We start from the raw sequence: 12,571 nt of genomic DNA, 5'->3' as shown, positions 1-12,571 counted from the left end.
TATAGTTCGGGATTGCCAGAATGGATTGGATTAGGGACCTATGACTTTAAAAAACGTAATTTGTGATATCGACGGCGTACTGCTCCACGACAATACGCCGGTCCCGGGTGCAGATCTTTTCCTCGCACGCATCCAGGAACAGGGCATGCCGTTGGTTGTGCTGACCAACTACCCTTCCCAGACCGCGCAGGATTTAGCGAATCGCTTTACCGCCGCCGGCCTAGACGTCCCTGAAAATGCTTTTTACACCTCCGCCATGGCAACGGCTGACTTTCTCAAACGGCAGGAAGGCAAGAAAGCCTATGTCGTGGGCGAAGGCGCGTTAATTCACGAGCTTTATAAAGCAGGCTTTACCATCACGGATATCAATCCTGATTTTGTTATTGTTGGTGAAACGCGTTCCTATAACTGGGATATGATCCATAAAGCTGCCTTCTTCGTCGCCAACGGCGCGCGCTTTATCGCCACTAACCCTGATAGCCACGGCCACGGCTTCTCCCCGGCCTGTGGCGCGCTGTGCGCCCCGATTGAAAAAATCACCGGCCGAAAACCTTTCTATGTCGGCAAGCCAAGCCCGTGGATCATTCGCTCTGCACTGAACAAAATGCAAGCACACTCGGAAGAAACGGTAATCGTCGGCGATAACCTGCGCACCGATATTCTGGCTGGCTTTCAGGCGGGCCTGGATACTATTCTGGTGCTGTCGGGCGTGTCGACCTTGAATGATGTGGAAGAGATGCCATTCCGCCCAACCTGGATCTACCCTTCCGTCGCTGATATCGACATTATCTAGTTCCGCCCGCTTCCCCCTGCTTTCTCACGTCTGGTCATTCGGCCAGACGGACTTCTGCCACTTCTTACTATTTTCTTTTCATTGCCTATTTTTGTCCGCAGCTCAAATCAGCGAGAAAAATTGCATATTCTGCAATTTAAATAGCCATAAACTGACAATCCATCAAAGATCTGACCTACCTCAACAACTATTTTTCAGAAGAATGCTAAACCACTTGCACAGATGAGGGGTTTTGACGCATTTTCTTAATCAACCGCGCAGTAAAGCCGAACCTTTAATGAGAAATCGGCAAAGCGCAAAGCAAACACAACAAAATAATCGTTTATAAGTGGTCAGGAGAAATAGATATGTGTTCAATTTTCGGTGTGCTCGATATCAAGACCGACTCCGCTGAGTTGCGTAAGAAAGCGCTGGAGTTATCCCGTCTGATGCGCCATCGCGGCCCGGATTGGTCTGGCGTTTTCGCTAGCGACAAAGCCATTCTTTGCCACGAGCGTCTGTCGATTGTCGACGTCAACAACGGCGCACAGCCGCTGTACAACGCCGCGCACACCCACGTATTGGCCGTTAACGGTGAGATTTACAACCATCAGGCACTGCGCGCTGAGTTAGGCCACCGTTATGAATTCCAGACCGAATCTGACTGTGAAGTGATCCTCGCGCTTTATCAGGAGAAAGGGCCAGAGTTTCTCGACGAGCTGCAAGGCATGTTCGCCTTCATTCTGTATGACACAGAAAAAGACGCCTACCTGATTGGTCGCGACCATTTGGGCATCATCCCTCTTTATTATGGTCACGATGAGCACGGCAACCTGTTCGTTGCTTCTGAAATGAAGTCGCTGGTGCCGGTGTGCCGCACCATTCAGGAATTCCCTGCGGGCAGCTTCCTGTGGAGCAAAGAGGGCCAAATCCGCGAATACTACCGTCGCGACTGGTTCGATTACGACAACGTTAAAGACAACCCTACGGACGCGGCCGCGCTGCGCGACGCGCTGGAAGAGTCAGTGAAAAGCCATCTGATGTCCGACGTGCCTTATGGCGTGTTGCTATCAGGCGGTTTGGATTCCTCGGTAATTTCCGCCATTACTAAGAAATTCGCCGGTCGCCGTATCGAAGATAAAGACCAAAGCGAAGCCTGGTGGCCACAGCTGCACTCCTTCGCCGTCGGCCTTGAAGGCTCTCCTGACCTGCGCGCCGCACAGGCCGTGGCTAACCATTTGGGCACCGTGCACCATGAAATTCACTTCACCGTGCAGGAAGGTCTTGACGCCATTCGTGACGTGATTTATCACATCGAAACCTATGACGTGACTACTATCCGCGCGTCGACCCCGATGTACCTGATGTCGCGTAAAATCAAAGCGATGGGCATCAAGATGGTGCTGTCCGGTGAAGGCGCAGATGAAGTGTTGGGTGGCTACCTTTACTTCCATAAAGCGCCAAACGCCAAAGAGTTCCACGAAGAAACCGTGCGTAAGTTGCTGGCCCTGCACATGTATGACTGTGCTCGCGCCAACAAAGCGATGTCCGCATGGGGCGTTGAAGCACGCGTGCCATTCCTCGACAAGAAATTCCTCGACGTGGCGATGCGCATCAACCCGAAAGACAAGATGTGCGGCAACGGCAAGATGGAAAAACATATCCTGCGCGAATGTTTTGAGTCTTATCTGCCACACAGCGTGGCATGGCGCCAGAAAGAACAGTTCTCCGACGGCGTAGGTTATAGCTGGATTGATACCTTAAAAGAAGTCGCTGGGCAGCAAATTACCGACCAACAGCTCGAAACTGCACATTTCCGCTTCCCGTATAACACGCCGGGCTCCAAAGAAGCGTATCTGTACCGCACCATTTTTGAAGAGCTGTTCCCAGTACCAAGCGCGGCTGAGTGCGTTCCTGGCGGCCCGTCGGTGGCCTGTTCTTCTGCTAAGGCAATTGAGTGGGATGAATCCTTTAAAAACATGAACGATCCGTCTGGTCGTGCAGTGGGCGTTCACCAGTCCGCCTACTAATTTAGAAGAAATAAACGGGTTTTATTTCGATTAACGGGCCTCTTATGGCCCGTTTTTTCGTCACAAAAGCCAATAAAAATAACGTCTTTTGCTGAATTTATCGCCACACTGGTTATAAGCCAGACAAATGATTGCTCTAAGACATTTTTCGTCAAAAAAGTGGTTGACGCAAAACGGCCAACTACGCATAATGCGCCCCGCAACGCCGATGAAGGTTGCAAGAAAAAAGATGGCTACGTAGCTCAGTTGGTTAGAGCACATCACTCATAATGATGGGGTCACAGGTTCGAATCCCGTCGTAGCCACCAAACTTTTTTCATGCGGGAGTGGCGAAATTGGTAGACGCACTAGATTTAGGTTCTAGCGCCGCAAGGTGTGCGAGTTCAAGTCTCGCCTCCCGCACCATTTCCTGATATCGGTAAGCACAGTTGGGGTATCGCCAAGCGGTAAGGCACTGGTTTTTGATACCAGCATTCCCAGGTTCGAATCCTGGTACCCCAGCCATTTTTTCTTGTTTTATCTTTGATATTGCATGAAAAAATACAATTTGAAGTAGTTTTATTGGGGTATCGCCAAGCGGTAAGGCACTGGTTTTTGATACCAGCATACCCTGGTTCGAATCCAGGTACCCCAGCCATACTTCTTATTGGCAAGCGATTGAAATTTATTATTAAGTTAATCAAATCAGCGCTTGAGTTTTAGAGTTAAGTCAGTAAAATTTGGCTACGTAGCTCAGCTGGTTAGAGCACATCACTCATAATGATGGGGTCACAGGTTCAAATCCCGTCGTAGCCACCATTTTATTGTCTGCATGAGTGTTTTAGTAAAGCAGTTCTTTTGGGGTGTCGCCAAGCGGTAAGGCTCTGGTTTCTGATACCAGCATACCCAGGTTCGAATCCTGGCACCCCAGCCATATTTAGAAAAGCTCGCTTAGGCGGGCTTTTTGCTTTGTATTGCATCCCCTTCATACTTCGAGCTGCAGATGCGTTGGCTGCGCTCGGGTACCCTAATCACTTACTGATGTAAGCTCATCGGGATACCCTTACTTGCCGAGTTACTTGGCCTGTCACCAGTCCTCGCCCATAAAGGGCCGCTGCAAGCAGCGTTCAAATCCGCTTGCAGCAGATTAGTCCTGCAACTCGAATTATTTTGGGGACCTGCACGTTCGCAACATCAAACCCAACTTCTAAAACCTAATTTTAAATTCCCAGAGCATATTTCAACGCTTTGGTTTTGAGTGCGCCTGCGCGTTGGGCGGTCATCAGGGCCAGATTGCGCAAGATCTTGACTGGCGCTAAGTCATTACTGAAGGCGGTGTAGAACAGGTCCATGCCGCTCTGCATCAGTAAATTATCCAGACGGCGCTGGCGCTGATACCTCAACAACACGCGCTCTTCAAACCACTTCTCTTCGCGTTCGCGCGCTTTCTTCACCACGTCGAGCAAAGCCTCTACGTCCCGATAGCCCAGATTAACGCCCTGCCCGGCCAGCGGATTGATGGTATGCGCGGCATCTCCGACCAATACCAGACCTGGCAACACGTAGCGCTGCGCGTGGCGGCGAACCAGCGGGAATGAACCCGAGGAGAGCGCCTTAACAGGCCCTAAGCGACTCGGGAAGGCACGGCTGACCTCATCCGTTAGCTGCTTCATGTTCAGCGTCTGCAGATAGCGAATACGCTGCGGGCTGTCATACCACACTAATGAGGCGTTATTGCCAGAGAGCGGCAAGAAGGCTCTCGGGCCTGAAGGATAAAACTGCTGCCAAGTGGTGTCTTGATCGGCTGACGCCGTTTCCACATTAATGAGCATGCAGTTTTGGCGATACTGCCAGCCATCCACGCCAATCCCCGCCAGCTGGCGCACCAGCGAGTTCGCGCCATCGGCGGCAACCACCAGCTGCGTTTTCAGCACTTCTCCGGTGGTGAGCTGCAATGACCAGCTTTTATCATCGTGCTGCAACAGGTGACGAAGCTTGGACGGGCAAAACAGAGTCAGGTTCGGCAAAGCATCAAACTGCTGCCACAGGCCGAGCTGCAAGACGCGGTTCTCCACCATGAAGCCCAACTCTGACAAACCTAGGGAGGAGGCGTCGAAACGCACTTCAGATCCCTCGTTCTCCCAGGTTTCCAGACGGCGATAAGGCGTCAGTCTCATGCTTTCGATAGCAGACCACGCGCCAAGGCTTTGCAGGAAACGCACCGAGGCGCAGCCAATGGCCGAAATACGCAGATCAATTGCCGCGAGAGCGTCGAACACAGCCGGGCGCTGGTTTTCAATCAGGGCCACGCGAAGGCCCTGTTGGGTCAGCCCTAGCGCCGCCGCGGCTCCCACCATGCCACCACCGACGACGACCGCATCAAAGGATTTTTCAGAAGGGTTCATTTTCATCCAGCTTGATAATGGAATTCATTCCCTGAATGATACCGGATTTTTATGTTGGTATCAGAACCTAAGCTGTTTAACTGCACTGGTCACCACTGGAGCGAGGGTTTACAATACGCCCCCTGGACGTCACCGTCGCCCGAGCCCGTGGTTCTGCTCTTCAGCACGGACACAGATATAACGCTTTTCTACCCGCATTGAGTAATGACAAGTCGATGATTAAAAAACTGCACATAAAGACCTGGGGCTGCCAGATGAATGAATATGATTCATCTAAAATGGCCGACCTGCTCGAAAGTACACACGGTTATCAGCTGACCGACGTCGCTGAAGAAGCAGATATTCTGTTGCTGAACACCTGTTCTATTCGGGAAAAGGCTCAGGAAAAAGTGTTCAGCCTGCTGGGCCACTGGAAATTACTCAAGAAGAAGAACCCTGACGTCATTATTGGCGTGGGTGGCTGCGTGGCGTCACAAGAGGGCGAAATGCTGCGCCAGCGTGCGCCTTGCGTCGACGTGGTCTTCGGCCCGCAGACCCTGCACCGCCTGCCGGAAATGATTAACCACGTGCGCGGCACCAAAAGCCCCATCGTCGATATCAGCTTCCCTGAAATCGAAAAATTCGACCGCCTGCCAGAGCCGCGTGCCGAAGGCCCAACGGCGTTCGTCTCCATTATGGAAGGCTGCAACAAGTACTGTAGCTTCTGCGTGGTGCCCTACACCCGTGGTGAGGAAGTCAGCCGCCCAAGCGACGACGTGCTGTTTGAAATTGCCCAGTTGGCCGCTCAGGGCGTGCGTGAAGTTAATTTGCTTGGGCAGAACGTGAATGCCTATCGTGGCGCGACCTATGATGGCGGCATTTGCAGCTTCGCAGAGTTACTGCGCCTGGTGGCGGCAATCGACGGCATCGACCGCATTCGCTTCACCACCAGCCATCCGGTGGAGTTTACCGACGACATCATCGAAGTGTACAAAGACACGCCAGAGCTGGTGAGCTTCCTGCACCTGCCGATCCAGAGCGGCTCCGACCGCATTCTGACCATGATGAAGCGCCCGCACACCGTGCTGGAGTACAAGGCGATTATCCGCAAACTGCGCGCGGTGCGCCCTGATATTCATATGAGTTCCGACTTCATCATTGGCTTCCCGGGTGAAACCAACGATGACTTCGAGAAGACCATGAAGCTGATTGCCGAAGTGAACTACGACGTCAGTTTCAGCTTCATCTACTCCCCTCGCCCGGGGACGCCAGCGGCCGACATGGTGGATGACGTCACTCTGGAAGAGAAAAAGCAGCGCCTGCAAATCCTGCAAGACCGTATCACTCAGCAGGTGGTGCGCTTTAGCCGCGCAACGCTGGGTACGGTGCAACGCATCTTGGTGGAAGGCACGTCGCGCAAGAGCATTATGGAGCTGACCGGGCGTACCGAATGCAACCGCGTGGTGAACTTCGAAGGCACGCCGGACATGATTGGTAAGTTCGTCGACGTTGAAATCGTTGATGTTTACGCCAACTCGCTGCGCGGCGTGGTGGTCAGAACAGAAGATCAGATGGCGCTACGCCTGCACGAATCGCCACAGTCGGTGATTGCGCGTACCCGCAAAGAGAATGAGATAGGCGTGGGTCTCTATCAGCCATAATCTGGCAGCCCATAAAGGCTTGGACTCAGCAACAGGACGCTTCGGCGTCCTGTTTGTTTTTACAGTTTTTAGTCGAAAATTTCCCAATCAGAACAGTGATAAGGTTTAATTTTTCGAGACAGGCCGCATATTGTCACTAAGGTGTACGCCATCCCATGCCTAACAAGGCATATTTTGCCAAGGGCATGTATTATTAACCAAGGTATTGTGAGTTTTATTGGTGTGAGCAACGCCAGCTAAGACGACAAAAGTCAGACACATCAACAGGTCCTTCGTGGCCCAGAGGAAAAGTTTGAACGTTGTAACACAAGAGATTTTGCTAGAGCCCGAAGACAATCAGCGTTTGCTGAGCCTGTGCGGGCCGTTTGATGACAACATCAAACAACTGGAGCGTCGGTTGGGCGTCGAAATCAACCGTCGTGATAACGCCTTTAAACTGGTAGGAAAAAGTCTGCCTGTGACCGCCGCGGTCAATATTCTGCGTGACTTATACGTGGATACCGCGCCGCTGCGGGGAGAAACTCAGGATATCGATCCTGAGCAAATCCATCTGGCCATTAAAGAGAGCCGCGTGCTGGAACAGACCGCCGAGAGCGTGCCTGACTATGGCAAAGCGGTGATCATCAAAACCAAGCGCGGCATGGTGAAGCCACGCACGCCAAATCAGGCGCAGTACATCGCCAACATCCTCGACCACGATATCACCTTTGGTATCGGGCCTGCGGGTACGGGTAAGACCTATCTCGCCGTGGCGGCGGCCGTCGATGCCCTTGAGCGTCAGGACGTGCGACGTATCCTGCTGACTCGACCAGCGGTTGAAGCCGGTGAGAAGCTGGGCTTCCTGCCGGGCGACCTCAGCCAGAAAGTTGACCCTTATTTGCGCCCGCTGTATGACGCGCTGTTCGAAATGCTCGGCTTTGAGAAAGTGGAAAAGCTGATTGAGCGCAACGTGATTGAAGTCGCCCCGCTGGCCTACATGCGCGGCCGTACGCTCAACGACGCCTTTATCATTTTGGATGAAAGTCAGAACACCTCGATTGAACAGATGAAAATGTTCCTGACGCGCATTGGTTTCAACTCCAAAGCCGTGATCACCGGCGACGTTACCCAGATTGACCTGCCGCGCCATCAGAAGTCTGGCCTGCGCCATGCTATCGAGGTGCTTTCGTCGGTTGATGAACTTAGTTTCAACTTCTTCCATAGCGAAGACGTGGTTCGTCATCCCGTGGTAGCCCGTATCGTGGTAGCCTATGAGGCTTGGGAAGAAGAAGATCAAAAACGTCGCGATGCTATTGCTGAACAACGTCGTCAGGAATCTCATCAGCCGCCGTCACAACAGGTTAATCAATGACTCAGGTTATTCTCGATTTGCAAATCGCATGTGAAAACAGCGAGGGTTTACCCACGGAAAGTGATTTCCAAAAATGGCTTGACGTCGTCCTGCCACAGTTTCAGGAAGAGTCAGAAGTGACCATCCGTCTGGTTGATGAAGCGGAAAGTCACGAGCTGAATATGACTTATCGTGGTAAAGACAAATCGACCAACGTGTTATCCTTCCCGTTCGAGGCTCCGCCGGGTATGGAATTGCCGCTGCTGGGTGATCTGGTCATCTGCCGTCAGGTAGTTGAAAAAGAAGCTCAGGAGCAGCAAAAAGAACTGCTGGCGCATTGGGCGCATATGGTTGTTCACGGCAGTCTGCATCTGCTAGGGTATGACCACATCGTCGATGAAGAAGCCGAAGAAATGGAGTCCATCGAGATAGAAATTATGCAGAGTCTGGGTTATCCGGACCCGTATATTTTCATTGAAGATGACGAGAAAGACGACATTCGAGACTAGCGTTAACGCCTCCCCCATCGCCACAAGCCTTGGGGGACTTCCGTTTCTGTTAGTTATTATTTCCCTTTATATGAGTAAATTTAACCAAACGCCATGAGCGATGACCATTCACAAAATAGTGATAGCCCCAGTCCCAAGAAGGGCTTCTTTTCCCTTATTCTCAGCCAGTTATTTCACGGTGAACCAAAAAACCGTGGCGATCTGGTCGAGCTGATCCGTGATTCCGAACAAAACGACCTGATCGATCCCGATACCCGTGACATGCTGGAAGGCGTGATGGATATCGCCGAGCAGCGCGTTCGTGACATCATGATCCCGCGTTCGCAAATGATCACGCTTAAACGCAACCAGCCGCTGGAAGAGTGTCTTGACGTCATCATTGAGTCAGCGCATTCACGCTTCCCGGTGATCAGCGAAGATAAGGACCACATTGAAGGCATCCTGATGGCCAAGGACCTGTTGCCGTTCATGCGCACAGAATCCGAACCCTTCAGCATTGATAAAGTTTTGAGAACCGCCGTGGTGGTGCCGGAAAGCAAGCGCGTTGACCGCATGCTGAAGGAGTTCCGCTCACAGCGTTACCATATGGCTATCGTGGTCGATGAGTTCGGCGGCGTATCTGGTCTGGTCACTATCGAAGACATCCTCGAGCTTATCGTGGGTGAAATCGATGACGAGTATGACGAAGCGGAAGACTTAGATATCCGCCAGCTCAGCCGCCACACCTATACCGTCCGTGCGCTGGCGCCTATCGAGGACTTCAACGAAGTCTTCCAGACCAACTACAGCGACGATGAAGTCGATACCATTGGTGGCCTGGTGATGCAGTCGTTTGGTCATTTGCCAGCTCGTGGCGAAACCATTGAAATTGACGGTTACCTGTTCAAAGTTGCCATGGCCGACAGCCGCCGTATTATTCAGGTTCACGTAAAAATACCGGACGACGCGCCGCAACCGATATTGGAAGAATAATTACTCCATGGCAATTGCCTCTTTATACCAACGCCAGCGGGTTCGCATCCTGCTGGCGCTCTTATTCGGTGCCTGTGGCACCCTGGCCTTCTCCCCTTACGATCACTGGCCTGCGGCACTGGTCTCCCTGTTTGGTTTATTCGCGCTAACGCTGGATCGCCGTCCGTCTCAGGCTGCGTGGATAGGCTTCTTCTGGGGGATGGGTCTGTTCGGCAGCGGCGTAAACTGGGTGTATGTCAGCATCGCCACCTTTGGCGGCATGCCGGAAGCCATCAACCTCTTTTTAGTGGTGCTGCTGGCGTGCTACCTGTCGCTCTATACTATGCTGTTCGCCGGCTTGCTGGCGCGACTGTGGCCGAAAACCACCTGGTGGAAGCTGGCTCTGGCCGCCCCTGCACTGTGGCAAATCACCGAGTTTCTGCGCGGCTGGGTGCTCACCGGCTTCCCATGGCTGCAGTTTGGCTACAGCCAAATTGATGGCCCGCTGAAAGGCCTGGCCCCTATTGCCGGGGTCGACAGCATTACCCTGCTGCTCACCTCCATCAGTGGCCTGCTGGTTTACGCGGTCTATCAGCGCAAGATTATTGCGGCAGTGGTGGCTTTCGCCTTGCTGCTATTGCCTCTGTCGTTGCGCGGCGTGCATTGGTATCAACCGCAAGAGCAGAAGAAAGTCGACGTGGCGCTGGTGCAGGGCAACATCCCGCAGTCCATGAAATGGGACCCGAAAGCCTTAGTCAGCGCGCTGCAAACCTATATGGACCTTAGCCGGCCTTATTTGGGTAAAGCGAAGATGATTATCTGGCCGGAATCAGCGATTTCGGACATTGAATCTGACCAGCAGCAGTTCCTGACCATGATGGATGATCTGTACCGTTCGCAAGGCTCCCAGCTGGTGACCGGCATCATTGACGCGCGTCGCACCAGTCAGGATATGCATATTTATAACAGCGCCATTGTGCTTGGCGGCGATAAGCCTTATCGCTACCCGGACAGCAACCGTTTTGATAAACACCATCTGGTGCCTTTCGGCGAATTTGTTCCGCTGGAGGCCATTCTGCGCCCGTTAGCCCCGTTCTTTGACCTGCCAATGTCCGGTCTGAGCAGCGGCGCCTATGTGCAGAAGCCGCTGATGGTTAGCGGGATGAATCTGACCACCGCCATCTGTTATGAAATCGTCTTTGGCGAGCAAGTGCGGGATAACTTCCAGCCTGATACTGATTTCCTGCTGACGATCTCTAATGATGCCTGGTTCGGTCACTCAATCGGTCCGTGGCAGCACTTCCAAATGGCCCGCATGCGCGCCTTGGAATTGGGCCGACCTCTGCTGCGTAGTACCAACAATGGCGTGACCGCGGCGGTAGACGCCAATGGCGATATGATTGCTGAATTGCCGCAATTTACTCGTCAGGTGCTGAATGTGGAAGTGACGCCAACCACCGGCATTACGCCATATGCACGCTTTGGCTGGTGGCCGACGTGGATCCTCACGCTGCTGCTGGCGGGCATCTCGCTGTTCTTGAATCAGCGGCATAAACGCCAATAAGCTTCGCAATCCCTCCTCTACGGGTGCCAAACGGCGCCCGTTTTTTTTGCCATAAATTCTCCTAATCATTACCCCACTGGCACGTTTATTGCTTTATCTCTATGAAAGCTATGCTTTTACTTATTTTTACTAAGACGGTGCACCATAGTGGAACCAAACGTTTAAAAAACATACTCATACGCGGTGCATGAATGTTTTCTTGCATTGATTTGGTGCGTGTCTCGTCTCAAAAAAGAAACATTGTGGTTTCATTATCTTCACATTCAGCTATTTTCGATGCTGAGTAAGTTCGAATTGGCTATGAGCTTTACGATTCATAAGTGCTTCCTGATCCCTCGGTGTGGATCTTTAACGACAGCAAAGGAGTTGGACAATGCAAATGCGCAAATTGGCGTTATCGGTACTGCTGGCAGGCCTGGCAGCAAGTAGCGTAGCCCATGCAGAAGACCTGAACGGTACCCTGAAGAAAATCAAAGATAACGGCGTTATCGTTGTCGGTCACCGTGAGTCTTCTGTGCCATTTTCTTATTACGATAATAATCAAAAAGTGGTGGGTTACTCTCAGGACTACTCCAACGCTATCGTTGAGGCGGTGAAGAAAAAGCTGAACTTGCCTAATCTGCAAGTCAAATTGATGCCAATCACCTCGCAAAACCGTATTCCTTTGCTGCAAAACGGCACCTACGATTTTGAGTGTGGCTCGACCACTAACAACGCAGAGCGCCAGCAACAAGCGGCTTTCTCCGACACTATCTTCATCATCGGCACCCGCCTGCTGGTGAAAAAAGGGTCTGACATTAAAGATTTCGATGACCTGAAAGGCAAAACCGTGGTGGTGACTTCAGGGACTACCTCTGAAATCCTGCTCAACAAGCTGAACGAAGAGAAGAAACTGGGCATGCGCATCATCAGCGCAAAAGACCACGGTGACTCCTTCCGTACGCTGGAAACCGGCCGCGCAGTGGCGTTCATGATGGACGATGCTCTGCTGGCTGGCGAACGTGCTAAAGCTAAAAAGCCTGATGACTGGACCATCGTCGGCACGCCTCAATCCAAAGAAGCTTACGGCTGTATGCTGCGTAAAGATGACGCCGGCTTTAAAACGCTGGTCGATGACACCATCGCTAAAACCCAGACCTCGGGCGAAGCCGCCAAGTGGTTTGATAAATGGTTCAAGCAGCCTATTCCACCAAAGAACCTGAACATGAACTTCGAACTGTCAGACGACATGCAAGCTCTGTTCAAAGCGCCTAACGACAAAGCGCTGTAAGTTTCTTAGTCAGATAATAAGACAGACGGGAAGGCCCCAACGTGATTTACCAATTGCCGCGGGGAAATAAAGGGCTGGCCCACCAGCCTTGTGATGACAGCCTGAAAAGGCAGCAAGACCG

At 52.2% G+C, this 12,571-nt stretch carries 9 protein-coding genes and 6 tRNA genes; 14 read left to right on the top strand and 1 reads right to left on the bottom strand.

Annotation, left to right across the window (positions count from 1 at the left end; all coding sequences use genetic code 11):
* The first annotated feature begins 40 nt into the window (after positions 1-40).
* The 8 genes from SBO83_RS01220 to SBO83_RS01185 all read left to right on the top strand — a co-directional run bounded on the left by SBO83_RS01220 (position 41) and on the right by SBO83_RS01185 (position 3,715).
* Positions 41-793 (top strand): HAD-IIA family hydrolase, encoded by a 753-nt coding sequence (locus tag SBO83_RS01220; protein WP_396130199.1) that lies wholly within the window; start codon positions 41-43, stop codon positions 791-793.
* 347 nt (positions 794-1,140) lie between these two features.
* Positions 1,141-2,802, top strand: a complete 1,662-nt coding sequence (gene asnB / locus SBO83_RS01215; protein ID WP_034788380.1) for an asparagine synthase B — start codon at positions 1,141-1,143, stop codon at positions 2,800-2,802.
* A gap of 231 nt (positions 2,803-3,033) precedes the next feature.
* A tRNA-Met gene (locus SBO83_RS01210) sits at positions 3,034-3,110 on the top strand.
* 12 nt (positions 3,111-3,122) lie between these two features.
* Positions 3,123-3,207: transfer RNA gene (locus SBO83_RS01205), tRNA-Leu, on the top strand.
* A gap of 24 nt (positions 3,208-3,231) precedes the next feature.
* A tRNA-Gln gene (locus SBO83_RS01200) sits at positions 3,232-3,306 on the top strand.
* A 58-nt stretch (positions 3,307-3,364) separates the two neighbouring features.
* Positions 3,365-3,439: transfer RNA gene (locus tag SBO83_RS01195), tRNA-Gln, on the top strand.
* An 84-nt stretch (positions 3,440-3,523) separates the two neighbouring features.
* A tRNA-Met gene (locus tag SBO83_RS01190) sits at positions 3,524-3,600 on the top strand.
* A gap of 40 nt (positions 3,601-3,640) precedes the next feature.
* Positions 3,641-3,715: transfer RNA gene (locus tag SBO83_RS01185), tRNA-Gln, on the top strand.
* Positions 3,716-4,001: 286 nt separating this feature from the next.
* Here SBO83_RS01185 and ubiF read toward each other — a convergent pair.
* A complete protein-coding gene (ubiF, locus tag SBO83_RS01180) occupies positions 4,002-5,186 on the bottom strand; it encodes a 3-demethoxyubiquinol 3-hydroxylase (protein WP_396130198.1) in 1,185 nt (394 codons plus the stop codon).
* Positions 5,187-5,401: 215 nt separating this feature from the next.
* On the opposite strand from ubiF, the gene miaB reads away from it, so the two are divergent.
* The 6 genes from miaB (at position 5,402) to SBO83_RS01150 (ending at position 12,450) form a co-directional block, all read left to right on the top strand.
* Entirely contained in the window at positions 5,402-6,826 is a 1,425-nt protein-coding gene (gene miaB / locus SBO83_RS01175; RefSeq protein ID WP_396130197.1) for a tRNA (N6-isopentenyl adenosine(37)-C2)-methylthiotransferase MiaB, read from the top strand.
* A 274-nt stretch (positions 6,827-7,100) separates the two neighbouring features.
* The gene (locus tag SBO83_RS01170) at positions 7,101-8,177 is read left to right on the top strand and encodes a PhoH family protein (RefSeq protein WP_353501341.1); all 1,077 of its coding nucleotides are present in this window, start codon (positions 7,101-7,103) and stop codon (positions 8,175-8,177) included.
* Positions 8,174-8,665 (top strand): rRNA maturation RNase YbeY, encoded by a 492-nt coding sequence (gene ybeY / locus SBO83_RS01165; RefSeq protein ID WP_396130196.1) that lies wholly within the window; start codon positions 8,174-8,176, stop codon positions 8,663-8,665. Before SBO83_RS01170 ends, ybeY begins: the two co-directional genes overlap by 4 nt.
* A 93-nt stretch (positions 8,666-8,758) precedes the next feature.
* On the top strand, positions 8,759-9,637 hold the full coding sequence (corC, locus tag SBO83_RS01160; protein WP_353501339.1) for a CNNM family magnesium/cobalt transport protein CorC: 879 nt from the start codon (positions 8,759-8,761) through the stop codon (positions 9,635-9,637).
* Positions 9,638-9,644: 7 nt separating this feature from the next.
* Positions 9,645-11,180 carry an apolipoprotein N-acyltransferase gene (lnt, locus tag SBO83_RS01155; protein ID WP_396130195.1) on the top strand — a complete coding sequence of 512 codons (1,536 nt, stop codon included), beginning with the start codon at positions 9,645-9,647 and terminating at the stop codon, positions 11,178-11,180.
* Between the two features lie 373 nt (positions 11,181-11,553).
* Entirely contained in the window at positions 11,554-12,450 is an 897-nt protein-coding gene (locus SBO83_RS01150) for an amino acid ABC transporter substrate-binding protein (RefSeq protein WP_396130194.1), read from the top strand.
* Positions 12,451-12,571 lie beyond the last annotated feature (121 nt).

This window comes from Ewingella allii (assembly GCF_044430645.1).
GTDB classification, from domain to species: Bacteria; Pseudomonadota; Gammaproteobacteria; order Enterobacterales; family Enterobacteriaceae; genus Ewingella; species Ewingella allii.
This window is presented reverse-complemented; position numbering and strand designations above follow the sequence as displayed.

Coding starts and splice junctions, on each gene's coding strand:
- ybeY (WP_396130196.1), top strand. CDS start 8,174: ATGACTCAGGTTATTCTCGATTTGCAAATCGCATGTGAAAACAGCGAG.
- SBO83_RS01220 (WP_396130199.1), top strand. CDS start 41: ATGACTTTAAAAAACGTAATTTGTGATATCGACGGCGTACTGCTCCAC.
- corC (WP_353501339.1), top strand. CDS start 8,759: ATGAGCGATGACCATTCACAAAATAGTGATAGCCCCAGTCCCAAGAAG.
- SBO83_RS01150 (WP_396130194.1), top strand. CDS start 11,554: ATGCAAATGCGCAAATTGGCGTTATCGGTACTGCTGGCAGGCCTGGCA.
- asnB (WP_034788380.1), top strand. CDS start 1,141: ATGTGTTCAATTTTCGGTGTGCTCGATATCAAGACCGACTCCGCTGAG.
- ubiF (WP_396130198.1), bottom strand. CDS start 5,186: ATGAACCCTTCTGAAAAATCCTTTGATGCGGTCGTCGTCGGTGGTGGC.
- lnt (WP_396130195.1), top strand. CDS start 9,645: ATGGCAATTGCCTCTTTATACCAACGCCAGCGGGTTCGCATCCTGCTG.
- miaB (WP_396130197.1), top strand. CDS start 5,402: ATGATTAAAAAACTGCACATAAAGACCTGGGGCTGCCAGATGAATGAA.